The sequence below is a fragment of the Pseudomonas sp. PSE1(2024) genome (assembly GCF_050990555.1).
In the GTDB taxonomy this organism is placed as follows: Bacteria; Pseudomonadota; Gammaproteobacteria; order Pseudomonadales; family Pseudomonadaceae; genus Aquipseudomonas; species Aquipseudomonas aphyarum.
In genome coordinates this window covers 1,308,573-1,331,941 of record NZ_CP158967.1, presented here as the reverse complement: position 1 = coordinate 1,331,941, position 23,369 = coordinate 1,308,573, and the positions used below count along the sequence as shown (strand labels likewise).

At 59.5% G+C, this 23,369-nt stretch carries 24 protein-coding genes; 3 read left to right on the top strand and 21 right to left on the bottom strand.

Annotation, left to right across the window (positions count from 1 at the left end; translation table 11 throughout):
* Nucleotides 1–3: 3 nt before the first annotated feature.
* The 7 genes from ABTV87_RS05840 to ABTV87_RS05810 form a co-directional block, all read right to left on the bottom strand.
* Nucleotides 4–612, bottom strand: a complete 609-nt coding sequence (locus ABTV87_RS05840) for a phage baseplate assembly protein V (protein WP_221532906.1) — start codon at nucleotides 610–612, stop codon at nucleotides 4–6.
* Between the two features lie 3 nt (nucleotides 613–615).
* Nucleotides 616–1,137, bottom strand: a complete 522-nt coding sequence (locus tag ABTV87_RS05835; RefSeq protein ID WP_221532907.1) for a hypothetical protein — start codon at nucleotides 1,135–1,137, stop codon at nucleotides 616–618.
* Between the two features lie 72 nt (nucleotides 1,138–1,209).
* Nucleotides 1,210–1,548 carry a phage holin family protein gene (locus tag ABTV87_RS05830; RefSeq protein WP_064593815.1) on the bottom strand — a complete coding sequence of 113 codons (339 nt, stop codon included), beginning with the start codon at nucleotides 1,546–1,548 and terminating at the stop codon, nucleotides 1,210–1,212.
* Nucleotides 1,549–1,725: 177 nt separating this feature from the next.
* A complete protein-coding gene (locus ABTV87_RS05825; protein WP_221532908.1) occupies nucleotides 1,726–2,130 on the bottom strand; it encodes a tail fiber assembly protein in 405 nt (134 codons plus the stop codon).
* A 135-nt stretch (nucleotides 2,131–2,265) separates the two neighbouring features.
* The gene (locus tag ABTV87_RS05820; RefSeq protein WP_221532909.1) at nucleotides 2,266–2,682 is read right to left on the bottom strand and encodes a tail fiber assembly protein; all 417 of its coding nucleotides are present in this window, start codon (nucleotides 2,680–2,682) and stop codon (nucleotides 2,266–2,268) included.
* A gap of 133 nt (nucleotides 2,683–2,815) precedes the next feature.
* Nucleotides 2,816–3,238: a tail fiber assembly protein gene (locus tag ABTV87_RS05815; RefSeq protein ID WP_085605235.1), complete on the bottom strand. Its 423-nt coding sequence runs from the start codon at nucleotides 3,236–3,238 to the stop codon at nucleotides 2,816–2,818.
* 614 nt (nucleotides 3,239–3,852) lie between these two features.
* Nucleotides 3,853–4,587: an XRE family transcriptional regulator gene (locus tag ABTV87_RS05810; RefSeq protein WP_085605233.1), complete on the bottom strand. Its 735-nt coding sequence runs from the start codon at nucleotides 4,585–4,587 to the stop codon at nucleotides 3,853–3,855.
* A gap of 210 nt (nucleotides 4,588–4,797) precedes the next feature.
* Between ABTV87_RS05810 and mutS the strand changes: the two genes are divergently transcribed.
* Nucleotides 4,798–7,380 (top strand): DNA mismatch repair protein MutS, encoded by a 2,583-nt coding sequence (gene mutS, locus ABTV87_RS05805; protein WP_258712962.1) that lies wholly within the window; start codon nucleotides 4,798–4,800, stop codon nucleotides 7,378–7,380.
* A gap of 163 nt (nucleotides 7,381–7,543) precedes the next feature.
* Complete coding sequence (fdxA, locus tag ABTV87_RS05800) at nucleotides 7,544–7,867, top strand: ferredoxin FdxA (RefSeq protein ID WP_007908827.1); 324 nt, start codon at nucleotides 7,544–7,546, stop codon at nucleotides 7,865–7,867.
* A 489-nt stretch (nucleotides 7,868–8,356) separates the two neighbouring features.
* On the opposite strand, the gene rpoS is transcribed toward fdxA, so the two are convergent.
* The 8 genes from rpoS to ABTV87_RS05760 all read right to left on the bottom strand — a co-directional run bounded on the left by rpoS (nucleotide 8,357) and on the right by ABTV87_RS05760 (nucleotide 15,563).
* Nucleotides 8,357–9,364 (bottom strand): RNA polymerase sigma factor RpoS, encoded by a 1,008-nt coding sequence (rpoS, locus tag ABTV87_RS05795; RefSeq protein ID WP_007954831.1) that lies wholly within the window; start codon nucleotides 9,362–9,364, stop codon nucleotides 8,357–8,359.
* A 106-nt stretch (nucleotides 9,365–9,470) separates the two neighbouring features.
* Complete coding sequence (locus ABTV87_RS05790; protein ID WP_085605229.1) at nucleotides 9,471–10,352, bottom strand: peptidoglycan DD-metalloendopeptidase family protein; 882 nt, start codon at nucleotides 10,350–10,352, stop codon at nucleotides 9,471–9,473.
* 211 nt (nucleotides 10,353–10,563) lie between these two features.
* A complete protein-coding gene (locus tag ABTV87_RS05785) occupies nucleotides 10,564–11,199 on the bottom strand; it encodes a protein-L-isoaspartate(D-aspartate) O-methyltransferase (protein WP_170844894.1) in 636 nt (211 codons plus the stop codon).
* A gap of 41 nt (nucleotides 11,200–11,240) precedes the next feature.
* Nucleotides 11,241–11,990, bottom strand: coding sequence for a 5'/3'-nucleotidase SurE (gene surE / locus ABTV87_RS05780; protein ID WP_007954824.1), 750 nt, complete (start codon nucleotides 11,988–11,990; stop codon nucleotides 11,241–11,243).
* A complete protein-coding gene (gene truD, locus ABTV87_RS05775) occupies nucleotides 11,978–13,036 on the bottom strand; it encodes a tRNA pseudouridine(13) synthase TruD (RefSeq protein WP_011332702.1) in 1,059 nt (352 codons plus the stop codon). Before truD ends, surE begins: the two co-directional genes overlap by 13 nt.
* Entirely contained in the window at nucleotides 13,033–13,506 is a 474-nt protein-coding gene (gene ispF / locus ABTV87_RS05770; RefSeq protein ID WP_007954821.1) for a 2-C-methyl-D-erythritol 2,4-cyclodiphosphate synthase, read from the bottom strand. The genes truD and ispF overlap by 4 nt, the downstream gene beginning before the upstream one ends.
* A 43-nt stretch (nucleotides 13,507–13,549) precedes the next feature.
* On the bottom strand, nucleotides 13,550–14,395 hold the full coding sequence (gene fghA, locus ABTV87_RS05765) for an S-formylglutathione hydrolase (RefSeq protein WP_007954820.1): 846 nt from the start codon (nucleotides 14,393–14,395) through the stop codon (nucleotides 13,550–13,552).
* Nucleotides 14,396–14,450: 55 nt separating this feature from the next.
* The gene (locus ABTV87_RS05760; protein WP_007954819.1) at nucleotides 14,451–15,563 is read right to left on the bottom strand and encodes an S-(hydroxymethyl)glutathione dehydrogenase/class III alcohol dehydrogenase; all 1,113 of its coding nucleotides are present in this window, start codon (nucleotides 15,561–15,563) and stop codon (nucleotides 14,451–14,453) included.
* A 115-nt stretch (nucleotides 15,564–15,678) separates the two neighbouring features.
* Here ABTV87_RS05760 and ABTV87_RS05755 point away from each other — a divergent pair, with 115 nt between their 5' ends.
* Nucleotides 15,679–16,575, top strand: a complete 897-nt coding sequence (locus tag ABTV87_RS05755) for a LysR substrate-binding domain-containing protein (protein ID WP_433899109.1) — start codon at nucleotides 15,679–15,681, stop codon at nucleotides 16,573–16,575.
* Here the strand turns inward: ABTV87_RS05755 and ispD are convergent.
* The 6 genes from ispD to tilS all read right to left on the bottom strand — a co-directional run bounded on the left by ispD (nucleotide 16,572) and on the right by tilS (nucleotide 23,257).
* Nucleotides 16,572–17,279, bottom strand: coding sequence for a 2-C-methyl-D-erythritol 4-phosphate cytidylyltransferase (gene ispD, locus ABTV87_RS05750; protein ID WP_085605225.1), 708 nt, complete (start codon nucleotides 17,277–17,279; stop codon nucleotides 16,572–16,574). The genes ABTV87_RS05755 and ispD overlap by 4 nt on opposite strands.
* Nucleotides 17,276–17,554 (bottom strand): cell division protein FtsB, encoded by a 279-nt coding sequence (gene ftsB / locus ABTV87_RS05745; RefSeq protein ID WP_003222158.1) that lies wholly within the window; start codon nucleotides 17,552–17,554, stop codon nucleotides 17,276–17,278. Before ftsB ends, ispD begins: the two co-directional genes overlap by 4 nt.
* A 171-nt stretch (nucleotides 17,555–17,725) precedes the next feature.
* A complete protein-coding gene (gene eno, locus ABTV87_RS05740; RefSeq protein ID WP_007954808.1) occupies nucleotides 17,726–19,015 on the bottom strand; it encodes a phosphopyruvate hydratase in 1,290 nt (429 codons plus the stop codon).
* 156 nt (nucleotides 19,016–19,171) lie between these two features.
* Nucleotides 19,172–20,017 (bottom strand): 3-deoxy-8-phosphooctulonate synthase, encoded by an 846-nt coding sequence (gene kdsA, locus ABTV87_RS05735; protein ID WP_007954807.1) that lies wholly within the window; start codon nucleotides 20,015–20,017, stop codon nucleotides 19,172–19,174.
* A 5-nt stretch (nucleotides 20,018–20,022) separates the two neighbouring features.
* The gene (locus tag ABTV87_RS05730) at nucleotides 20,023–21,654 is read right to left on the bottom strand and encodes a CTP synthase (protein ID WP_007954805.1); all 1,632 of its coding nucleotides are present in this window, start codon (nucleotides 21,652–21,654) and stop codon (nucleotides 20,023–20,025) included.
* Between the two features lie 274 nt (nucleotides 21,655–21,928).
* Entirely contained in the window at nucleotides 21,929–23,257 is a 1,329-nt protein-coding gene (gene tilS / locus ABTV87_RS05725; protein ID WP_433899108.1) for a tRNA lysidine(34) synthetase TilS, read from the bottom strand.
* Nucleotides 23,258–23,369 lie beyond the last annotated feature (112 nt).

Below are 23,369 nucleotides of genomic sequence, written 5' to 3'. Positions count from 1 at the left end.
GATTCAGGGGCTGATGACGCGGCCCTGGTGATCCACCAACGGGCCGCTGAAATGCACGCCCGAGGCGTCGATGGTCAGGCCGACCGCGCCCAGTTGCAGGTTGATCGCTTGCGGGGTCATCGCCAGCCGTGCCGGACCTATGCTCAGCTCAAGCGACTCGCGAGAACCGTTGAAGACGGCCGGACCGTTTTGCCAATGCAGGGTGTGCGTCGCGTCGTCGTAGCCGCTTTCGCTGCCGTCCTGATGGACGCGACGAGTCAACGTCGGGACCGTCGAGGTCGGCGGAAAACGGTCACTGTTCAGGCCGAACAGCGCCACGCTCTGTGCGCCGCTTTCGCCGCTGCCGTAGTTGAACAGCAGACACTGTTCGCCCACCGTCGGGATCCGCGACTCACTCTGCGCGCCGGCGCTGGGGTTGAAGAACTTGATGGCGGGTGTCAGCAATCCACCGTGGCTGACTTTGCAGGTGTTACTGGCGGCATCGACTTCCTGACAGATGCCGATACGGCAATAACTTTCGGCACGCCGGTGCAGGTCTTCGATCTCCGCTTCCATTTCCGCCAGGCGTTCAATGATCGGGCCCAGCTGCATTCGCAGTAACGCGTCGAACATCGGTCAGGCCTCCAGCGAGGTGTATTGGTCGGGGTCGTCGATGTCGCTGACTTCCCAGGTGCGGGCGAATTTCGGTGTGCCGAGCGGGTCGTCCAGCAAGGTCGGGCCCAGGTAGAGGGTCTGGTTGAACGACAGCGTCCAGGCTTTGTTCGGCTGATCGGCGCGGATGAGCAATGACGGCATTCCATCGATATTCATCGGCAGATCGCATTGATCGCCGGGCAGGCCCCAGCGGTTGTCGGTGACCAGGTTCTTCAGTGCGGCGATCAAATCGCACGCCGCAAACGCCGTGGCAGACCGCGCCGGAATGACTTGCAGCGACAGCGTCAGCACATGGGCAATGCGCCCATTGGCGGCGCGCTCCCCCGGTGCATTTCGCTCGATGTCGATCAACACCCAGGCCTTGTCGCCGGGAGCCGTGAAGTCATCGTGATTGCCGACCTGCACGTTCAGCTCGGAGCTGTTGCGCAAGGCTGTCGCCATCGCCGTGAACAGCTGCGAAGGCTGCTGGATCGGTGTGGGCATGCTTGACCTCCTTTTCTGATGTCCACGCGAAGTCCCGCCGCACAAGGTGCAACGAGGCAGGAAAGTGAAGGGTTACTGGGAGTCGCGGGGCGGGATTTCGCAGACGCCAATGCGCTTGGCGGCCCAGCGTTCATACAGACCGATGGCCACGTCGGCGCCGGCCATTGCCGTCAAGCAACCGATCGCGCACGCGGCCCAGATGGACATACCGGCGGCATACAGCAGCATGATCGCCGACACCCCGCAGATAACGCAGGCCCCGGAACGCAACGCGAGACGTCGGATCAACGCCCAGCCGCGGGCGCCCTCCTTGTCAGCGCGCCACATTTCGCCGGATACGCCGCCCACCAGGGCGAGCAGAATGACCAGCCAGATCGGCATGTCCGCCAACGCTTGTTGCTCGTTTGTCATGTCACGCCTCCTGGTGTGATGGATGAGTGGTGTGTGTTGGATTCAATCGTTTTCTCTTTAGGCAGGCATTCCAAAAAGCCCGGCGACGGGCCCGGGCTTTTCAGTAATGCGCTCCCGATGACTTAACTGGCTGAGCGCCTGGGACAGTCGCATCCGGTCAGTTGATATCGCAGGCTGTCAGTAAGGAGCTACTGGCCAGACAATATTTGCCGGATAACCCGGCTGCTTATCGATGTCGCTGACGGCAATCGAATACTGCTTGTGCGCCAGCAGCTGAGCCTCGTCCGCGGCCGAAGCGACGCCGAGGTCAACTTTGAACTGCAGGGAATTCAGCAGAAGCCAGTTGGCGGCAAAATTCAGCAATTGCCATTTCTGTTGCTCGGCTTCGTTACGCAGTTCTTCGTCGGACGGCGGGGTAAATGTCCAGACCTCATTAAAGGTCGCCGACCAACCCACACGAATTTCGCTGTTACCGGTGACATCAACCCAGAAGGACGTCGGCGAAGCCGGTGCGTCCGGGATGACCTCACTTTCTCTCAGCTGGGTGACTTTGCCGTATTCAACCAGTGCATAGAGATTCATGGTTTAACTCCTTGGTTTGTTGTTGATCCAGATGCATGCGGTGATGAAACCTGGCAGGCATTCCAAAAAAAGCCCGGCAATCCGCCGGGCTATTCAGTCATGCACTGCGGTCACTTGCGAACGATCAAACGGTGTTTATGGAACTTCAGGCCAAGTGATTGCCAGCGGATAACCTGGCTGCTTGTTAACGTTGCTCATATCAACGAAAAACTGCTTATAGGCCTGCAACCCCGCGATATCGGCAGGCGTCGCCAGGCCCAGTTCAACCTTCTGCTCCAGCGCGGTCGCAACCAGAGTGGCGTTGACGCGATCAAACCGGCGGGATCGTTCGGCGCGCAGTTGCATGGACAACTGCGATGGCTGCCCCCACATATCGCTGTCGGTAAAGGTCCAGACTCCATCGGTATTTACCGCGTTCCAGGAGTAGTCGATCTTGGGCAATGCGGTGACATCCACCCAGACCTGGCTTGCCGGAAAATCGTCGGTGATCGGATTGTTGGTTTCGAAAATGTTGTCGACCTTGCCATCCACAACACGCACGTACTTCTTCATGGTCATCATCCCTTTTGATTGCCGGTCTCCCGGCATTTCTGTTCCTGCCCAGAAGGCATTCCAAAAAGCCCGGCAACTCGCCGGGCTTTTCAGCAATGCATTCACGGAAACGGGATTTGATCGGTGCTGCGAATCAGAAAGGAGCAACCGGCCAAATGATCTGCGGAAACACTGCGTTGTTTTTCACTTCACTCAACGCAATGAAATACTGCTTGTAGGCAACCAGTGCCGCTTCCTCTGCCGGGGTGGCAACTCCCAGATCCAGCTTGTATTGCAGTGGGTTGAAATCCAGCCAGCGTGCGGCTTCGTCAAAGCGCAGTTGCATGCGACCGTTGGTGAATTGCTCCTGCTCTGCGGCCGTTGTCTCGAGATACTCTTCACCGGCAGGCCCCCACTGCATCTTCATCCCCGGTTGCACAGCATCGTTACCGGTGATGTTCCGCCATCCCGCGCTCGGTTCGGCAGCCGGGCCGGCTGGCGCTTCACCTTCAGTGTCCAGAACCTGGAGAACGACGGTGTAACCCATCGCAGTCAGTGTCAGTGCATATCGATTCATTCCAATTTCCTTATAAGCAGTTCTGAAGCGAACCCGGTTTGTGGATGTCTGTCAGTGCGAGACGACTGAACAGACTGTTTGCCGGATAGTCCGGCTGTTTTTTCCAACCTCCTCGGCCTGCTATTTTTCAGAGGAGGTTCGCGATGACATCTGGCAGGCATTCCAAAAAGCCCGGCAACTCGCCGGGCTTTTCAGTAATGCACTCCTTTGCCTTCCTTCAATCCTGTGTTTCTGAAGGAAGCTGACTTTTCGGCGCTACTGGCGCGGTACGAGTCCATTCAAATTGTTTTTCCGACCGCGGTCCCTGCCCGCCGGATAACTGCTTCTGGTGCTTTACGCTGCACACCCGGGTCAGTTGCCAACCCTCTGAACCGTTGAGGCCGGTTCATCGCTGCCTGTTCTTGTGGAACTAAAGAGCTGTTGTTGCCAGCCGCTTTGTCGAGCGGCTTGGTGGCAAGAATATGCATTGATGCATATACAGTCAATGCGTAAATGCATTTATTTATGCACAAGAAATGCGCGGACGCATGAAAGCCCCGCCATTCAAGGGTTGGCCGGTTTTCTTCGGGCGAAAAAAAACCCGCCGAGGCGGGTTTTGTCTGAGAGAGGGATCGTTATCGGGCGTACATGCCCCACCAGAAGACATGCCCGAGGATGACGATCTGCTCTTCCTGCATATCCTGGAAGCTGTAGTCCTCGTCCGGATGCTCATCGCGATTGAAGCTGCGCAGACGGATACCGGTAGGCAGACGATAGAGCTGCTTCACCCGTAATTGACCGTTGTGGTTGATCGCATAAAGGTCGCCATCAATGATGTCGCCGATCCCGCACTTGCCGGCATTAACGCCGACCGTGGCGCCGTCGCGCAGTACCGGCAACATGCTGTTGCCACGTACCGTCACGCATTTGGCCTGATCGAACTGCACACCGTTATGGCGCAGGCTGCGCTTGCCGAAGCGCAGGCTGGAGCGTTCGCTCTCTTCGATGACGAATCTTCCTGATCCAGCAGCCAATTCAACCTCGCGAAGAAAGGGCACCGACACCTCGTCATCATCGACTGGCGTGTCGTCGTCCCACAGGCTTATGTCCTTGAGTTCGGAATGCAACTCGTCGCGTCCGACGTTGGCGGCGGGCGCAACATCCGCGCGCCCGCGCAACTGATCGGTGCTCACGGCAAAGTACTCGGCGATCTTCGAGATGTGCTTATCCGAAGGATCGACGATCTTCCCGCTGAGAATCCGCGAGAGCGTGGATTGAGGCACGCCGGTGCGACGGTGGAGCTCCGTGGGGGAGATCCCGTGCTGGTCGAGCAGTGCTCTTAAGACGGTAGATACGTTGCGTTTTTGCATAACGCGCATAGTGCTTGAAGTTTTTCGTGAAGACAAATGCTGATTTGCATAAATCGTGCATAGTCGACCTTTTCAAGCCGGATAGCTGTCACCCAGCCGCGATGCCTGCGTACCACAGACCGCCCATGGTAACCTTGCGCCCATCGCGGAAATGCCCGGCCACTGCCGCGCTTTTGCCCCACACCTTTGAACGAGTTGCCTGACAATCCGATGAATAAAGCCGTCTCCGACCTGTCCTCCCACACCCCGATGATGCAGCAGTACTGGCGCCTGAAGAATCAGCACCCGGACCAGCTGATGTTCTACCGCATGGGCGACTTCTACGAGATCTTCTACGAAGACGCGAAGAAGGCGGCCAAGTTGCTGGACATCACCCTGACCGCGCGCGGGCAGTCGGCGGGTCAGGCGATTCCGATGTGCGGGATTCCGTATCACGCGGCGGAAGGTTACCTGGCGAAACTGGTCAAGCTAGGCGAGTCGGTGGTGATCTGCGAGCAGGTCGGAGACCCGGCCACCAGTAAAGGCCCGGTGGAACGTCAGGTGGTGCGGATCATCACCCCGGGTACGGTCAGCGACGAGGCGTTGCTGGATGAGCGTCGCGACAACCTGATCGCGGCGGTGCTGGGCGACGAGCGCCTGTTCGGTCTGGCGGTGCTGGACATCACCAGCGGCAACTTCACCGTGCTTGAAATCAAGGGCTGGGAGAACCTGCTGGCGGAGCTTGAGCGGGTCAACCCGGTCGAGTTGCTGATCCCGGATGACTGGCCAAAAGATCTGCCGGCGGAAAAACGCCGTGGGGTACGTCGTCGTGCACCGTGGGATTTCGAACGCGACTCGGCGCTGAAAAGTCTCTGTCAGCAATTCTCCACCCAGGACCTGAAAGGCTTTGGCTGCGAAACCCTGACCCTGGCGATCGGCGCCGCCGGTTGCCTGCTGGCGTATGCCAAGGAAACCCAGCGCACCGCCCTGCCCCATCTGCGCAGCCTGCGCCATGAGCGGCTGGACGACACCGTGGTGCTGGACGGCGCCAGCCGCCGCAACCTCGAACTCGATACCAACCTGGCCGGCGGTCGCGACAACACCCTGCAATCGGTGGTCGACCGTTGCCAGACCGCCATGGGCAGCCGTTTGCTGACCCGCTGGCTCAACCGTCCGCTGCGGGATCTGACCGTGCTGCTGGCTCGCCAGACCTCGATCACCTGCCTGCTCGACCGCTATCGCTTTGAAAAGCTGCAACCGCAGCTCAAGGAAATCGGCGACATCGAGCGGATCCTGGCGCGGATCGGCCTGCGCAATGCCCGTCCTCGCGACCTTGCCCGCCTGCGCGATGCACTCGGTGCGCTGCCTGAACTGCAAATGGCGATGACCGATCTGGAAGCACCGCACCTGCAACGCCTGGCGACCACCACCAGCACCTACCCGGAACTGGCGGCGCTGCTGGAAAAGGCCATCATCGACAACCCGCCGGCGGTCATCCGTGACGGCGGCGTGCTGAAAACCGGTTACGACAGCGAACTCGACGAGCTGCAATCGCTGAGCGAGAACGCAGGCCAGTTCCTGATCGATCTGGAAGCCCGGGAAAAGGCCCGCACCGGCCTCGCCAACCTGAAAGTCGGCTACAACCGCATTCACGGCTACTTCATCGAGTTGCCGAGCAAGCAGGCCGAGTCGGCGCCGGCAGACTACATCCGCCGCCAGACCCTCAAGGGTGCCGAGCGCTTCATCACGCCAGAACTGAAAGAGTTCGAAGACAAGGCGTTGTCGGCCAAGAGCCGCGCCCTGGCTCGCGAGAAGATGCTCTACGAAGCACTGCTGGAAGATCTGATCAGCCAGTTGCCGCCGTTGCAGGACACCGCTGGCGCGCTGGCCGAACTGGACGTACTGAGCAACCTCGCCGAACGTGCGCTGAATCTCGACCTGAATTGCCCGACCTTCGTCAGCGAACCGTGCATGCGCATTTCCCAGGGTCGTCACCCGGTGGTCGAGCAAGTGCTGACCACGCCGTTCGTGGCCAACGACCTGAGCCTGGACGACAACACCCGCATGCTGGTGATCACCGGCCCGAACATGGGCGGTAAATCCACCTATATGCGCCAGACTGCACTGATCGTGCTGCTGGCCCACATCGGCAGCTTCGTGCCGGCGGCCAGTTGCGAACTGTCGCTGGTGGACCGGATTTTCACCCGGATCGGTTCCAGCGACGACCTCGCTGGCGGGCGTTCGACCTTCATGGTGGAAATGAGCGAAACCGCGAACATCCTGCACAATGCCACCGAGCGCAGCCTGGTGTTGATGGACGAAGTCGGTCGCGGCACCAGCACCTTCGACGGTCTGTCCCTGGCGTGGGCAGCGGCGGAGCGTCTGGCGCAGCTGCGCGCCTATACTCTGTTTGCGACGCACTATTTCGAACTGACCGTTTTGCCGGAAGCCGAACCGCTGGTGGCCAACGTGCACCTCAACGCTACCGAGCACAACGAACGCATCGTGTTCCTGCACCATGTGTTGCCGGGGCCGGCGAGCCAGAGTTATGGCCTTGCGGTCGCACAGCTGGCCGGCGTGCCGAGCGAGGTGATCGTGCGCGCTCGTGAGCACCTGAGCCGCCTGGAAGATACCGCGCTGCCGCATGAGGCGCCGAAACCGGCCGCCAAGGGCAAACCGGCGACACCGCAGCAGAGCGACATGTTTGCCAGCCTCCCGCATCCGGTGCTGGATGAGTTGGCGAAACTGGATCTGGATGACGTGACACCGCGTCGTGCACTCGAAATGCTCTATGCACTAAAGAACCGGATCTAAGCACCGACGAACCGGATATAACGCAAACGGCTTCAAGCTGTTAGAATCTCGCGCGGTTTGGGATGCTGCTGGCTAATAGCCTGGCTGGCAGACATCGCTCCCGAACCTGGCGACCCCAACCGTGAAGGGGCAACGCTGCCGCCGCCTGAGGAGAAAATTAGAAATGACCTTCGTCGTCACCGACAACTGCATCAAGTGCAAGTACACCGACTGCGTAGAAGTCTGTCCGGTGGACTGCTTCTACGAAGGCCCGAACTTCCTGGTGATTCACCCGGATGAGTGCATCGACTGCGCCCTGTGCGAACCGGAATGCCCGGCCGTAGCCATTTTCTCCGAGGACGAAGTTCCGGAAGAGATGCAGGAGTTCATTCAGCTGAACGTTGAGCTGGCCGAAATCTGGCCGAACATCACCGAGAAGAAAGAATCGCTGCCGGATGCCGAAGAGTGGGATGGCGTCAAAGGCAAGATCAAAGACCTCGAACGCTGATCTGTCCCGCGTTTGAAGAAAAGGCCCCTCGCGGGCCTTTTTGCTTTTCCGGGTTTTGCTTTTCTTCAGGCAAAAAAAGGGGCGGTTTGACCCGCCCACATTTTTTCCCTATTCCCTGTGTTCCTTTTCATCGTCCTGATGAATCGCTTCCTGCGATGTCCGTTCCCCTCTTCCCTGAAGGGCGTGTCTATCCGTCGACACAACCCAGATACTAGAGATTTCCCCGCCGGGGGCAACCGGCCTCCAGCGCACGAACCTGTTGTCATAAGCCCTTCACATTAAAAAATAACCATATAAATCATTAAGTTATAAATCAACAACGAGCGTAATCGCCTTCAGCGGCAGTGTAAAAATAACGAACACTTACGATACAGTCAGCAAAGGCTTACAACGCAAACCTACAAGCTGGGAACGTATCCGCGCTTTCAGTGCGTCAACAAAAAGCCCCGAACCAGTCGGGGCTTTCTGCATAGCGGTCATGCGGGTGGCTTATTGAAACAGCGACTCGCTCGACAGGCCGTTTTTCTCGAGAATTTCCCGAAGGCGCTTGAGGCCTTCCACCTGGATCTGTCTCACCCGTTCCCGGGTCAGGCCGATCTCCAGGCCTACATCTTCCAGCGTGCTGCTCTCGTGGCCGCGCAGGCCGAAGCGGCGCACGACCACCTCGCGTTGCTTGTCGGTCAGTTCCGAGAGCCATTGATCGATGCTCTGCGAAAGGTCGTCATCCTGCAGCAGTTCGCACGGATCGGTCGGACGGTCATCCGTCAGGGTGTCCAGCAGGGTTTTATCCGAATCCGGACCCAGCGAGACGTCGACCGAAGAAACCCGCTCGTTCAGGCCCAGCATGCGCTTGACCTCGCCCACCGGTTTTTCCAGCAGGTTGGCGATTTCTTCGGGTGAAGGTTCGTGGTCGAGCTTTTGCGTCAGCTCCCGTGCAGCCCGCAGGTACACGTTGAGCTCCTTGACCACATGGATCGGCAACCGGATGGTCCGGGTCTGATTCATGATTGCGCGTTCGATGGTCTGACGAATCCACCAGGTCGCGTAGGTCGAGAAGCGGAAGCCGCGCTCGGGATCGAACTTTTCCACCGCGCGGATCAGTCCGAGGTTTCCCTCTTCGATCAGATCCAGCAGCGACAGCCCCCGATTGACGTAACGCCGGGCGATTTTGACCACCAGCCGCAGGTTACTTTCGATCATGCGCTTGCGCCCGGCAGGATCGCCACTTTGCGACAAGCGCGCAAAATGAACTTCTTCTTCCGGGGAGAGCAGTGGGGAAAAGCCGATTTCGTTAAGGTACAGCTGCGTGGCATCGAGTGCCCGAGTGTAATCGATGTACTTGTGTTGTTTAAGTGAAGCGGAGTGTTTGGATTTGGCACGAACGGAAGGTGGAGCAGCCCCTTCATCATTCGACATCGAATCCGAATCGATGCCGGTCTCCATCAGGAGAACCTCATCGTCGATGTCAAACTCCGGCACTTCTTTACTGAGAGCCATTGTTATAGTCCTTTGGTGAGTTCGACCCCAAGCTCAAGCGGCGCCTTTATCCTTGGCAACGCTGGAGCCTGTCCCCTCTACGCGACGGAACAGGCTGGTCTGCAAATCAACGTCTTGGCAGGAACTGCAGCGGATCTACAGGTTTACCTTGTCGGCGAATCTCAAAATGCAGTTTCACCCGGTCTGTACCCGTTGACCCCATTTCGGCAATTGTCTGTCCGACCTTGACCTGCTGTCCCTCCCGTACCAACAGCCGACGGTTGTGTCCGTAAGCACTGACGTAGGTTTCGCTGTGTTTGATGATGACTAATTCGCCGTAGCCCCTTAAGCCACTCCCGGCGTATACCACCGTCCCATCAGACGCAGCTAAAACAGGCTGTCCCAAATCTCCGGCGATATCAATTCCTTTATTCAAACTACCGTTTGAAGAGAATTTACCAATCAGAATGCCATTAGATGGCCATCCCCAGCCGGTCGGGGCCGGGCCCGGTGGAGGCAGCGGAGCGGGTGTTTGCTTGTTGGCGACGGACGGTACAACGGTCGTCGAAGCCGCACCGGAACCCGTGGTTGTCGTAGTTGTCGTGCCATTTGCCTGGCGCCGGATAACCGTGGTTTTGCTGGACGAAGACGCTGAGGAACCGGAGTTGGTGACGACCGCCGTCGACGTTGAACCGGTGCGGCCATCGAAGCGAATCGTCTGACCCGGATGGATCGTGTATGGCGTAGGAATATTGTTCCGGGCGGCGAGGGCTTTGTAGTCCCAGCCGTAGCGAAAAGCGATGGAAAACAAAGTATCGCCCGGACGGACTACATACTGCCCGGTCGTCACGACCGGACGCTGGGCCACCGCATTGTTGCGATCGACGACCCGAACGTTGTTCGATTTTGTGCTGGAGCAACCGACCAGCAAGGTGCTCAAGACAAGGCCAGTCACCAGGCGCTGAAAGCTCGTGTTACCCATACGCTGCGCAATGACTGTGAGACTCACCCGCCGCTCCCTTTGTGGTGGCTGAAAAATGTGGAATGCCGATTCCGGCATGAAACTTCGCAAGTATAACGGGCGCAACCGGCTTTACCTTTATAGAAGCGCTATGGCTCGGCGCACACGTTTGCTTGTAGACGATCCATCCTGTTTAAACATTCGTTGCCGCTGTAAGACAGGCGCGCTCGACAGGAATTCAGCGGCCCCGAACAAATGCTCAGGCCAGCGGACCGTTGAGCAATGGCACGAAACGCACCGCCCCGAGAACGTGTCGGGAGAAGCCGTTTTCTTCGCGCACGATCAGCATCAATTGCTGCACTTCACCGGAGCCGACCGGAATCACCATCCGCCCGCCCGGTGCCAGTTGATCAAGCAGAGCCTGAGGCACATCGGTCGCCACCGCCGTGACGATGATGCCGTTATACGGCGCCAGCGCCGGCCAGCCTTCCCAGCCATCGCCCCAACGAAACACCACGTTGCGCAAGTTGAGCTCGACCAGGCGTTCCTTGGCCCGATCCTGCAGCACCTTGATGCGCTCCACCGAGAACACCCGCTCGACCAGTTGCGACAGCACCGCCGTCTGGTAACCGGAACCCGTGCCGATCTCCAGCACCTTATCCAGCGGCCCGGCCTCCAGCAGCAGCTCGCTCATGCGCGCCACCATATAAGGCTGGGAAATGGTCTGGTTGTTGCCGATCGGCAGCGCGGTGTCTTCATAGGCACGGTGCGCCAGCGCTTCATCGACGAACAGGTGTCGCGGGGTGCGGCGGATCACTTCCAGCACGCTGGCGTTGGAAACGCCCTCTTCGTACAGACGCTGGATCAGGCGCTCACGGGTTCGTTGGGACGTCATCCCGATGCCGCTGCGCAGCCTGTCGTCTTGTTCACGAGCCATCAGTTGAGCCCCTCCAGCCAGCCGTCGAGACTTCTGAAGGCATCATTGAAGGTGCGATCGAGCTGCAACGGAGTGATGGATACGTAACCTTGCATCACGGCATGGAAATCGGTGCCCGGCCCGCCGTCTTCCGCATCACCTGCCGCTGCGATCCAGTAACCGGCCTTGCCGCGCGGGTCCACGACTTTCATCGGTGCCGCCGCACGGGCGCGATGGCCGAGACGGGTCAGTTGAATGCCGCGAATGTGATCGATCGGCAGATTCGGAATGTTCACGTTCAACACCGTGCGCGGTGGCAGATCGAGCCCGGCGTGGGCCTCGACCAGTTTGCGCGCAAAGTAGGCAGCCGTGGGCAGGTTGTCGACCTGGCGCGAAACCAGCGAGAAGGCAAACGACGGGCGCTCGAGAAAGCGGCCCTCGAGGGCGGCTGCCACCGTTCCGGAATACAGCACGTCATCACCCAGGTTGGCGCCCAGGTTGATACCCGAAACCACCATGTCCGGCTCGCGTTCGAGCAACCCGTTGAGCCCCAGATGGACGCAATCGGTCGGTGTGCCATTGAGGCTGATAAAGCCGTTGGCCAGGTATTGCGGATGCAGCGGACGGTCGAGTGTCAGCGAGCTGCTGGCACCGCTCTTGTCCTGTTCCGGGGCGATAACCACGCACTCGGTGTAATCCGCCAGCGCAGCATAAAGCGCGGCAAGACCGGGCGCAGTCACCCCATCGTCGTTAGAAATCAGAATACGCATGGGCTGTCCGTCTGCCCCACCGGCACCAGATCAACGAGTTCGCGCACCAATACGGTGGCGAAGCATCCGGCCGGGAGGACGAATTCCAGTTGCAGAATGTCAGGCTCGGGATAATGCCACGTCAACCCGCCAATGGGCAGCCGCAGGATGCGACGTTCGTGGCTCATACCGGCATTAATCAACCAATCGCGCAGATCCGCCTCGCGTGCGGCAATTCCCTGCTCCAGATCATGGACAACCCCGGCCGCCGGCGAGTCACCTTCGCCCCACTGCGGGCCGGTCGGATGCAGGTCGAGAATCGCCAGGCGCGGGTCGCTGCACTCGGCTTCACCGGCCGGGAAAAAGCTGCGGCTGTCGGTAAACGCCAGCAGATCGCCGACCTGAGCGCGCTGCCAGGTGCCATCGGCGACCCGCGCTGCGAGCACCTGATTGAACAGAAAACTGCGCGCGGTCGACAGCAGGCGCGAACGCACATTGCGTTGTTCCGGCAGCGCCTTGCGCGCGGCCCACGAACGGGCATCGACCACGTTGCCGCCGTCATGGCCAAAACGCTGGGCGCCGAAGTAATTCGGGATGCCTTGTTTGGCGATCAGTTGCAGACGCTCGTCGATGGCAGCCTTGTCGCCATTGAACTGGGTCAGGCGCAAGGTGAAACCGTTGGCCGAATGCGCACCGCGCTGCAGCTTGCGCTTGTGGCGGGTGGTCTTGAGGATTTTCAGCGTGTCGTTTTCCGCCGCCGACAGATCCGGATCGGCCTTGCCCGGGAGTTGCACGCTGAACCACTGGCGGGTCAGCGCCTGACGATCCTTGAGCCCGGCGTAGCTCACCGTACGCAGAGGCACACCGGCGGCCTTGGCGATACGGCGCGCGGCTTCTTCAGTATTCAGGCCGCGCTTTTCCACCCAGATCCACAGGTGCTCGCCGTCACCGCTGAACGGAATGTCGAGGACTTCATCGACCTGGAAATCTTCGGCGATGGCTTTCAGTACAGCGGTACCAAGGGCGTCGCCATAGGCCCGCGGGCCGAGCAGTTGCAGTTCGTTCATGCGCGCAGCAACAAGGCAACGGAATGCACCGCAATGCCTTCTTCGCGACCGACGAAGCCAAGCTTCTCGGTGGTGGTGGCTTTCACGTTCACTTGATCCAGTTCTACTTGCAGATCCGCGGCAATCAGCGCGCGCATCGATTCGATATGAGGGGCCATCTTCGGTGCCTGGGCAACGATGGTGTTGTCGACGTTGCCGACCTTCCAGCCTTTGGCGTGGATCAGACTGACCACGTGACGCAGCAGCACTCGGCTGTCAGCACCCTTGAATTGCGGGTCGGTGTCCGGGAAATGCTTGCCGATATCGCCCAGCGCAGCGGCACCGAGCAAGGCGTCACTCAAGGCATGCAGCAGGACGTCACCGTCGGAGTGAGCGAGCAGCCCGAAGCCGTGTGCGATTCGCACGCCGCCCAGAGTAATGAAATCGCCTTCAGCGAAACGGTGCACATCATAGCCGTGGCCAATACGCATAAAAAAACGCCCCGAATTTTGTCAGGGCGTGATTCTACCTGCATTAGCCCTTAAGGGCGCGTGCGTGATGCTGCAAGTGGTCGTCAATGAAGCTCGCGATGAAGAAATAGCTGTGGTCGTAGCCCGGTTGCAGGCGCAACGTCAATGGATGACCCGCTTGTTTTGCCGCTTGTTGCAGGGCTTCCGGTTTGAGCTGGGTGGCGAGGAAATCGTCGCGATCACCCTGATCGACCAGCAGTGGCAGTTTCTCCTGCGCTTCGGCGATCAGTGCACAGGCATCCCATTCGCGCCATTTCGAACGGTCTTCGCCCAGATAGCGGGTGAATGCCTTCTGGCCCCACGGGCAGTCGATCGGATTGTTGATTGGCGAAAACGCCGATACCGACTGATAACGCCCAGGATTGCGCAACGCACAAACCAATGCACCGTGGCCGCCCATGGAATGGCCGCTGATGCTGCGCTTGTCCGACGCCGGGAAATGCGCTTCAACAAGTGAAGGCAATTCCTGCACGACATAGTCATGCATCCGATAGTGCCGCGACCAGGGCTCCTGCGTGGCATTCAGATAAAACCCGGCACCGAGGCCGAAATCCCAAGCGCCATCGGGATCACCCGGAACGTCGGGGCCACGGGGGCTGGTGTCCGGCGCCACGATGATCAGGCCGAGCTCTGCCGCCATGCGCATCGCGCCGGCCTTCTGCATGAAGTTCTCGTCCGTGCAGGTCAGGCCCGACAGCCAGTACAGCACCGGCAACTTGCCGCCCTGCTCTGCCTGCGGCGGCAGATACACGGCAAACACCATGTCGCAACCCAGCACTTCGGAACGATGGCGATAGCGCTTGTGCCAACCGCCGAAACTTTTCTGACAGGAGATGTTTTCCAGACTCATGTAGGACTCCTACGCAGCCACGGGTGCACATCGGCAGCCGTGGCATCGCGATTGATCAGAAATGAATGACGGTGCGAATGCTCTTGCCTTCGTGCATCAGGTCGAAGGCTTTGTTGATGTCTTCCAGGCCCATGGTGTGAGTGATGAAAGTATCCAGCGGGATTTCGCCGCTTTGCGCCATGTCGACGTAGCTTGGCAATTCGGTACGGCCACGCACGCCACCGAACGCCGAACCGCGCCAGACGCGACCGGTGACCAACTGGAACGGACGGGTGGCGATTTCCTGACCGGCGCCAGCCACGCCGATGATCACCGACTCGCCCCAGCCTTTATGGCAGCACTCGAGGGCTGCGCGCATCAGTTGCACGTTGCCGATGCATTCGAAGGAGAAGTCGACGCCGCCATCGGTCATGTCGACGATCACTTCCTGGATCGGACGATCGAAGTCTTTCGGGTTCACGCAGTCGGTAGCGCCCAGTTGCTTGGCGATTTCGAACTTGGCCGGGTTGATGTCGATGGCGATGATGCGCGAGGCCTTGGCTTTCACCGCGCCAATCACGGCCGACAGACCGATGCCGCCGAGACCGAAGATGGCCACGGTGTCACCCGGCTTGACCTTGGCGGTGTTGATCACCGCACCGATACCGGTGGTCACGCCGCAACCGAGCAGGCAGACCTTTTCCAGCGGCGCATCCTTGGAAATCTTGGCCACGGAAATTTCAGGCAGCACGGTGTACTCGGAGAAGGTCGAGGTACCCATGTAGTGGAAAATCGTTTGGCCCTTGTAGGAAAAGCGCGAAGTACCGTCCGGCATCAGGCCCTTGCCCTGCGTAGCGCGAATGGCCTGACACAGGTTGGTCTTGCCCGACTTACAGAATTTGCACTGGCCACATTCCGGGGTGTACAGCGGAATCACGTGGTCGCCGACGGCCACCGAGGTCACGCCTTCGCCGATTGCTTCAACGATGGCGCCACCTTCGTGGCCGAGGATCGACGGGAAGATACCTTCCGGGTCAGCGCCGGACAGGGTGTAGGCGTCAGTGTGGCAAACCCCGGAAGCCACGACGCGCAGCAACACCTCACCAGCCTTGGGCATGGCGACATCGACTTCTACGATTTCCAGCGGCTTCTTGGCCTCGAAGGCAACGGCGGCGCGCGACTTGATCATGCTGACTCTCCAGTGAATCCATTGAATAAAAACCAGACAGGGAGTGTAGTCCAGCGCTGCTTGATGAATAATCCGGACAAAAGCAAAACATTATTGCCATACAGGGATAATCCCCATGTCCGAAAACCGCTGGGAAGGCATCGACGAGTTCGTCGCCGTTGCCGAATGCAGCCAGTTCACCGCGGCAGCCGAACGCCTGGGCGTTTCTTCCTCGCACATCAGTCGACAAATCGTACGTCTGGAAGAGCGTTTGCAGACGCGACTGCTGTATCGCAGCACCCGGCGCGTTACGCTGACCGAGGCCGGCCAGACCTTTCTGCAACATTGTCAGCGCCTCCAGGACGGTCGCGAAGAAGCGTTGCGCGCAGTCGGCGACCTGACCAGCGAACCCAAAGGCATGCTGCGCATGACCTGCGCCGTGGCGTATGGCGAACGCTTCATCGTGCCACTGGTGACCCGGTTCATGGGGCATTACCCGCAACTGCGCATCGATATTGAACTGACTAACCGGCAACTCGATCTGGTACATGAAGGCCTGGACCTGGCGATTCGTCTTGGGCGCCTTCAGGATTCCCGTTTGGTGGCGACTCGCCTGGCACCGCGGCGCATGTATCTGTGTGCATCGCCTCCCTACCTTGAACGGTACGGACGCCCACACAGTTTGTCGGAACTGGGACGGCACAATTGCCTGATCGGCAGCTCGGACATCTGGCAGCTTGAACAAAACGGGCGGGAATTTTCCCAGCGGGTGCAGGGAAACTGGCGCTGCAACAGTGGGCAAGCGGTGCTGGATGCGGCGCTAAAAGGCGTCGGACTGTGTCAGTTGCCGGACTATTACGTGCTGGAGCATCTGCACAGCGGTGCGTTGATTTCTTTGCTGGAGGCGCATCAACCGCCGAATACGGCGGTGTGGGCGCTGTATCCGCAGCAACGGCACTTGTCGCCGAAGGTGCGCAAACTGGTGGATTTTCTCAAGGAAGGTTTGGCCGAGCGGCCGGAGTACCGGATTTAACGACGATTGGTCCAGCGCTGACGCAACCATTCGAGATCTTCGGGGCGGGTCACTTTCAGGTTATCCGCACGGCCTTCGATCAGGCGCGGCGCCATGCCGGCCCACTCCATCGCCGAGGCTTCATCGGTGATCACTGCATCCGCCACCAGACTGTCGGCCAAAGCCCGGTGCAGCGCACCGAGGCGGAACATCTGCGGCGTATAGGCTTGCCAGATCACACTGCGATCGACGGTTTCCACCACCCGACCGTGCTTGTCGACCCGTTTCAAGGTGTCCTTCGCTGGCACGGCCAACAGGCCGCCGACCGGATCGTTCGCCAGCTCAGCGAGCAATTTGTCGAGATCGTCACGGCTCAGATTGGGCCGCGCCGCATCGTGCACCAGCACCCAGTCCTCGTCGTCGGCACCTTGGGCATGCAGATGAAGCAAGGCGTTGAGCACCGAGCCGGAACGTTCGGCACCACCGTCGACACGCTGAATGCGCGGATCGCTGGCGCTGGCCAGGTTCGGCCAATAAGGATCATCGACGGCAAGACTGACCACCAGGCCCTTCAGGCTCGGGTGATCGAGGAAACAGCCGAGGCTGTGTTCGAGAATTGTGCGCCCGCCCAGTTGCAGGTATTGCTTGGGACGGTCCGCGGCCATACGGGCACCGACGCCCGCGGCAGGAATCACGGCCCAGAAGGCCGGCAGGGAATCGATCATTGGGCCAACTGGTAAAGGGTTTCGCCGTCCTTGACCATGCCCAGTTCGTGACGAGCCCGCTCTTCAACGGTCTCCATGCCTTTTTTCAACTCGCTGACTTCAGCGTCCATCACCCGGTTGCGCTCCAGCAAGGCTTCGTTCTCGGCGTGTTGATCAGCAATCTGCTGATTCAGTTCGGCGACTTGCGCCAGACTGCCATTGCCCACCCACAGGCGGTACTGCAGACCGGCCAGCAGCAAGAGCAAAACGAGAAACAACCAGTAAGGACTGCGCATCGAATATCAGGTATCCAGTGAAAAAAGACAGCCACGCCAAAACTTTGAAGCATCTGATAGCACGAAGCCTGGAATATCCAGGCTTGTGCATATAAGGCATCAGATTAGTGGCAAATCCATCGCTGTCACGACTTTTCCGACACAATCCGGTGTCTTTTTACCATCTACAACTTAACCGCGAAACTCGGAGCGACCGTTGTACTTGGCCTTGCCATTCAACTGCTCTTCGATACGCAGCAGTTGGTTGTACTTGGAAACGCGGTCGGAACGGCACAGCGAACCGGTCTTGATCTGGCCAGCCGAAGTACCCACAGCCAGGTCGGCGATGGTCGAATCTTCGGTTTCGCCCGAACGGTGCGAGATCACGGCGGTGTAACCGGCAGCCTTGGCCATCTGGATGGCTTCCAAGGTTTCGGTCAGGGTGCCGATCTGGTTGAACTTGATCAGGATCGAGTTGGCGATCTTTTTATCGATGCCTTCTTTCAGGATCTTGGTGTTGGTCACGAACAGGTCGTCGCCTACCAGTTGGGTCTTCTCGCCGATCTTGTCGGTGAGGATCTTCCAGCCAGCCCAGTCGGACTCGTCCAGACCGTCTTCGATCGAGATGATCGGGTAACGCTCGGTCAGACCTTTCAGGTAGTCGGCGAAACCTTCAGCGGTGAACACCTGGCCTTCGCCGGACAGGTTGTACTTGCCGTCTTCGAAGAATTCGCTGGCCGCGCAGTCCAGAGCCAGGGTCACGTCGGTGCCCAGCTTGTAACCGGCGTTCGCGACGGCTTCGGAGATCACTTTCAGTGCGTCTTCGTTGGAAGCCAGGTTCGGCGCGAAACCGCCTTCGTCACCAACGGCAGTGCTCAGGCCACGGGCCTTCAGCACAGCTTTCAGGTGATGGAAAATCTCGGTGCCCATGCGCAGACCTTCCGAGAAAGACTTGGCGCCAACCGGCTGAACCATGAATTCCTGGATGTCGACGTTGTTGTCGGCGTGTTCGCCACCGTTGATGATGTTCATCATCGGAACCGGCATCGAGTACACACCCGGGGTGCCGTTCAGGTTGGCGATGTGTGCGTACAGCGGCAGGTCCTGGTCCTGTGCAGCTGCCTTGGCCGCAGCCAGGGAAACGGCGAGGATGGCGTTGGCGCCCAGGGTCGCTTTGTTTTCGGTACCGTCCAGCTTGATCATCGCGTGATCCAGGGCTTTCTGGTCGCTTGGGTCGGTGCCCAGCAGCAGATCGCGGATCGGACCGTTGATGTTGGCTACCGCCTTGAGCACGCCCTTGCCCAGGTAACGGCTCTTGTCGCCATCACGCAGCTCGAGCGCTTCACGCGAGCCAGTGGATGCACCGGACGGCGCGCAAGCGCTGCCGATGATGCCGTTGTCGAGAAGCACGTCCGCTTCCACGGTGGGATTGCCACGGGAGTCGAGAACTTCACGACCTTTGATGTCGACGATTTTTGCCATTGTTGTAAACACTCCAAAGTTGACGAAAACGACGCAGCTAGAGGAAATCTTTTTACCGTCGGCAAGTGGTGTGCAGCGGGCAGCTTGCAGACGACAACGCTCATACCCGAGGGCATGAGCGACAAATCGTGCGGTACTTTACCGGAGAATTGAGGTTTACGCGGTTTCTACCGTCGGAAAACTCTTCACCAGTTCGTCCAGGGCTTTGAGCTGGGCCAGGAATGGCTCCAGTTTGTCCAGACGCAAGGCGCAAGGGCCGTCGCATTTGGCGTTGTCCGGATCCGGGTGGGCTTCGAGGAACAGGCCCGCCAGCGACTGGCTCATGCCAGCCTTGGCCAGGTCAGTGACCTGGGCGCGGCGACCGCCGGCGGAGTCGGAACGACCGCCAGGCATTTGCAGCGAATGGGTCACGTCGAAGAATACCGGGTACTCGAACTGCTTCATGATGCCGAAGCCGAGCATGTCGACCACGAGGTTGTTGTAGCCGAAGCTCGAACCGCGCTCGCAGAGGATCAACTGATCGTTACCCGCTTCCACGCACTTGTTCAGGATGTGTTTCATTTCCTGAGGCGCGAGGAACTGGGCTTTCTTGATGTTGATCACAGCGTTGGTCTTGGCCATCGCGACGACCAGATCGGTCTGGCGCGACAGGAAGGCCGGCAGCTGGATGATGTCGCAGACCTCAGCGACGACCGCGGCCTGGTCAGGCTCGTGGACGTCGGTGATGATCGGCACGCCGAAGGCTTGTTTGATGTCCTGGAAGATGCGCATGCCCTCTTCCAGGCCAGGACCGCGATAGGAGGTCACAGAAGAACGGTTGGCCTTGTCGAAACTGGCCTTGAACACGTAAGGGATGCCGAGTTTTTCGGTGACCTTCACGTACTCTTCGCAAACCTGCATGGCCATGTCACGGCTTTCCAGCACGTTCATGCCGCCGAACAGCACCATGGGTTTGTCGTTGGCAATCTCGATGTCGCCGACGCGGATGATCTTCTGTGCCATCGGGGTTACGCCTTCTTCTGGTGTTGAGCCAATGCCGCTTTGACGAAGCCGCTGAACAGCGGATGGCCATCGCGTGGCGTCGAGGTGAACTCTGGGTGGAACTGGCAAGCGACGAACCATGGATGATCCGGGGCTTCGACCACTTCAACCAGCGCAGCATCGGAAGAGCGACCGGAGATTTTCAGGCCGGCTTCGATGATTTGCGGCAGCAGGTTGTTGTTCACTTCGTAACGGTGACGGTGACGCTCGACAATCACATCCTTGCCGTAGCAGTCGTGCACCTTGGAGCCGGCTTCGAGCAGGCATTCCTGAGCGCCGAGGCGCATGGTGCCGCCCAGATCAGACGCTTCGGTACGGGTTTCGACTGCACCGGTAGCGTCTTCCCACTCGGTGATCAGACCGACAACCGGATGGCCGCTGGCACGATCGAACTCGGTGGAGTTGGCGTCTTTCCAGCCCAGCACGTTACGGGCGAACTCGATGACCGCCACTTGCATGCCCAGGCAGATGCCCAGGTACGGAACCTTGTTTTCGCGAGCGTACTGAACGGCAGTGATCTTGCCTTCCACGCCACGCAGACCGAAGCCGCCCGGTACGAGGATCGCGTCGACACCTTCCAGCAGCGCAGTGCCCTGGTTCTCGATGTCTTCGGAATCGATGTAGCGCAGGTTGACTTTGGTACGGTTGGTGATGCCGGCGTGACTCATCGCTTCGATCAGCGACTTGTAGGCGTCCAGCAGCTCCATGTACTTGCCGACCATCGCGATGGTGACTTCGTGCTCTGGATTCAGCTTGGCATCGACGACCTTTTCCCACTCGGACAGGTCGGCGCCATTGCATTGCAGGCCGAAACGCTCGACGACGAAATCGTCCAGACCCTGAGCGTGCAGCACGGCCGGGATCTTGTAGATGGTGTCGACGTCTTCCAGGGAGATCACCGCACGCTCTTCAACGTTGGTGAACAGCGCGATCTTGCGACGCGACGACACATCCACCGGATGGTCGGAGCGGCAGATCAGCACGTCTGGCTGCAGACCGATCGAACGCAGTTCTTTCACGGAGTGCTGGGTCGGCTTGGTCTTGGTCTCGCCCGCGGTGGCGATGTACGGAACCAGGGTCAGGTGCATCAGCATCGCGCGCTTGGAACCGACTTCCACACGCAACTGGCGGATGGCTTCGAGGAACGGTTGCGACTCGATGTCGCCAACGGTACCGCCGATTTCCACCAGGGCCACGTCGGCATCGCCGGCACCCTTGATGATGCGACGCTTGATTTCGTCGGTGATGTGCGGAATCACCTGGATGGTTGCACCCAGGTAGTCACCACGGCGCTCTTTGCGCAGCACGTGTTCGTAGACACGGCCGGTGGTGAAGTTGTTGTTCTGGGTCATGGTCGTGCGGATGAACCGCTCGTAGTGGCCCAGGTCCAGGTCGGTCTCGGCGCCGTCGTGGGTGACGAACACTTCACCGTGCTGGAACGGGCTCATGGTGCCCGGGTCGACGTTGATGTACGGATCCAGCTTCAGCATGGTGACCTTAAGCCCCCGCGCCTCCAGGATGGCCGCCAATGAAGCCGATGCAATGCCTTTCCCCAAAGAAGAAACAACACCGCCCGTGACGAATATGTAGCGCGTCATGAAAAACCCTAGAAGTCTGCGTTAAAGCGGTCCGAGCCGCCGGGGAAAGCGAAGGAAGGCCGAAGCCCCCGATCACCTGCATTAATCACAGTGCACCTTTCAAAAAAACCGCCGCGTTGGGACAGACCGGAAGTGAAAACACCGGTACGTTGCTCGCTACACATTTTTTGGAATCGCCCAGCAAAGACTGCTTGGTAATCGGCAACTCCTGCAATTCAGGCGAATCCACAGAAGTTGTATCAAGAAGGGAGCGTAGTCTACCGGAATGCCCCCTTCATCTCAAACCTTGATCTTCGTCAGAAGGCTGCCAATGCAATCGCCAGCCTTCCAGCGCATTGCCGTCGAGCCCCGGCAGGTTCGCCACGGCGAGCAATTCTTCACCGCGAAACAGCAGCGGCAATCTGCCACGCATGAAGCCCGGCACCGCGCGTTCATTGAGCAGACGCTTGAGGTCGCGATGGCCGCGTTCCGCCAGCTCCATCACCTCGCCGCCCTGCCGATAGCGGATTTTCAGCGGCCCGGCGGGAGTCTGACCGCTGAACATGACACGTCCGTTATCGGGCAAGCGTAGCGCTGACGACAGGTCATGCCAGTCGCCGCTGACCACCGGTGCGCGTAGCCATTGCCCGCTGAGCCACCACAAGCGACCGGCGCCTCGATGCAACTCGCCATCCGCCAGACGCCAGATCGGCGAGGCATCGTTGCCGGCATCACGCAGGTCCGCCCAACCCGACCAATGGTCGGTATCCGGCAGTCGGGTCAAAGGTTCAAGCCAGTGACTGAGCGCGTTTCGCTGACGGGCATCAGATAAGCCCGCAATCGACGCGAACTCCAGTGAGGGCAATCCCGACCACTCGAACTCGCCGGGCAAGTTCGCTGTAGTCAGATCGATTTGCGCCAGCTCATCGAGCAAGCCTTGCGCGTCACGCAAATGCGCCGCACTGCGGGACATGCTGGCGTGCGCCTGCGGCCAGCGACCGGTCAGCAGCGGCATGACCTGATGGCGCAGATAGTTGCGTGAGAACTGCCGATCCTGATTCGACGGGTCCTCGACCCAACGCAGGCCATGGCTCTGCGCATAGGCTTCCAGCTCCGCACGCGTGACGTCGAGCAACGGCCGCACCAGACTGCCCTGCCCCAGTGCTCGCATAACCGGCATTCCAGACAATCCACGCACGCCGGCGCCACGCAGCAGACGAAACAACAGCGTTTCAGCCTGATCGTCACGGTGCTGACCGGTCAACAGCACATCATTGGACTGAGTCGCTGCACTGAACGCTGCATAACGCGCATCCCGCGCCGCCCGCTCGACACTCGCCCCCGGCTGCACCTGTACACGTACCACTTGCAACGGCACCGCCAGCTCATCGCAAATAGCCTGACAATGCGCCGGCCACGCGTTGGCCGCAGCTTGAAGGCCGTGATGAACATGGATGGCGCTTAGCGCCGGAATGGATCGGGTTTTGGCGAGACTGGCCAGAAGGTGCAGCAGAACGGTGGAATCGAGCCCACCGGAGAAGGCGATGCGCCAATGGGAAGCACCGAGCCAGGGCTTGAGATTGCGCAGAAGCCTGGAAGGCAAATCAATCGAGGGCTGACCCATTTTTCTACCTTTTCACAAACCAAATGTGGGAGCGGGCTTGCTCGCGAAAGCGGTGAAACAGCCAACACAGTCGTTGAATGTTACATCGCATTCGCGGGCAAGCCCGCTCCCA

Excerpts from the sequence above, each read along its gene's own strand:
- ABTV87_RS05785 (WP_170844894.1), bottom strand. The coding sequence starts at position 11,199 with ATGACGTCCCAACGAACCCGTGAGCGCCTGATCCAGCGTCTGTACGAA.
- ABTV87_RS05755 (WP_433899109.1), top strand. The coding sequence starts at position 15,679 with ATGTCCGAAAACCGCTGGGAAGGCATCGACGAGTTCGTCGCCGTTGCC.
- fghA (WP_007954820.1), bottom strand. The coding sequence starts at position 14,395 with ATGAGTCTGGAAAACATCTCCTGTCAGAAAAGTTTCGGCGGTTGGCAC.
- rpoS (WP_007954831.1), bottom strand. The coding sequence starts at position 9,364 with ATGGCTCTCAGTAAAGAAGTGCCGGAGTTTGACATCGACGATGAGGTT.
- ispF (WP_007954821.1), bottom strand. The coding sequence starts at position 13,506 with ATGCGTATTGGCCACGGCTATGATGTGCACCGTTTCGCTGAAGGCGAT.
- ABTV87_RS05840 (WP_221532906.1), bottom strand. The coding sequence starts at position 612 with ATGTTCGACGCGTTACTGCGAATGCAGCTGGGCCCGATCATTGAACGC.
- ABTV87_RS05810 (WP_085605233.1), bottom strand. The coding sequence starts at position 4,587 with ATGCAAAAACGCAACGTATCTACCGTCTTAAGAGCACTGCTCGACCAG.
- eno (WP_007954808.1), bottom strand. The coding sequence starts at position 19,015 with ATGGCAAAAATCGTCGACATCAAAGGTCGTGAAGTTCTCGACTCCCGT.
- ispD (WP_085605225.1), bottom strand. The coding sequence starts at position 17,279 with ATGATCGATTCCCTGCCGGCCTTCTGGGCCGTGATTCCTGCCGCGGGC.
- ABTV87_RS05760 (WP_007954819.1), bottom strand. The coding sequence starts at position 15,563 with ATGATCAAGTCGCGCGCCGCCGTTGCCTTCGAGGCCAAGAAGCCGCTG.
- ftsB (WP_003222158.1), bottom strand. The coding sequence starts at position 17,554 with ATGCGCAGTCCTTACTGGTTGTTTCTCGTTTTGCTCTTGCTGCTGGCC.
- ABTV87_RS05830 (WP_064593815.1), bottom strand. The coding sequence starts at position 1,548 with ATGACAAACGAGCAACAAGCGTTGGCGGACATGCCGATCTGGCTGGTC.
- truD (WP_011332702.1), bottom strand. The coding sequence starts at position 13,036 with ATGAACGAACTGCAACTGCTCGGCCCGCGGGCCTATGGCGACGCCCTT.
- kdsA (WP_007954807.1), bottom strand. The coding sequence starts at position 20,017 with ATGGCACAGAAGATCATCCGCGTCGGCGACATCGAGATTGCCAACGAC.
- tilS (WP_433899108.1), bottom strand. The coding sequence starts at position 23,257 with ATGGGTCAGCCCTCGATTGATTTGCCTTCCAGGCTTCTGCGCAATCTC.
- fdxA (WP_007908827.1), top strand. The coding sequence starts at position 7,544 with ATGACCTTCGTCGTCACCGACAACTGCATCAAGTGCAAGTACACCGAC.
- surE (WP_007954824.1), bottom strand. The coding sequence starts at position 11,990 with ATGCGTATTCTGATTTCTAACGACGATGGGGTGACTGCGCCCGGTCTT.
- ABTV87_RS05730 (WP_007954805.1), bottom strand. The coding sequence starts at position 21,654 with ATGACGCGCTACATATTCGTCACGGGCGGTGTTGTTTCTTCTTTGGGG.
- ABTV87_RS05815 (WP_085605235.1), bottom strand. The coding sequence starts at position 3,238 with ATGAATCGATATGCACTGACACTGACTGCGATGGGTTACACCGTCGTT.
- ABTV87_RS05825 (WP_221532908.1), bottom strand. The coding sequence starts at position 2,130 with ATGAATCTCTATGCACTGGTTGAATACGGCAAAGTCACCCAGCTGAGA.
- ABTV87_RS05820 (WP_221532909.1), bottom strand. The coding sequence starts at position 2,682 with ATGAAGAAGTACGTGCGTGTTGTGGATGGCAAGGTCGACAACATTTTC.
- ABTV87_RS05835 (WP_221532907.1), bottom strand. The coding sequence starts at position 1,137 with ATGCCCACACCGATCCAGCAGCCTTCGCAGCTGTTCACGGCGATGGCG.
- mutS (WP_258712962.1), top strand. The coding sequence starts at position 4,798 with ATGAATAAAGCCGTCTCCGACCTGTCCTCCCACACCCCGATGATGCAG.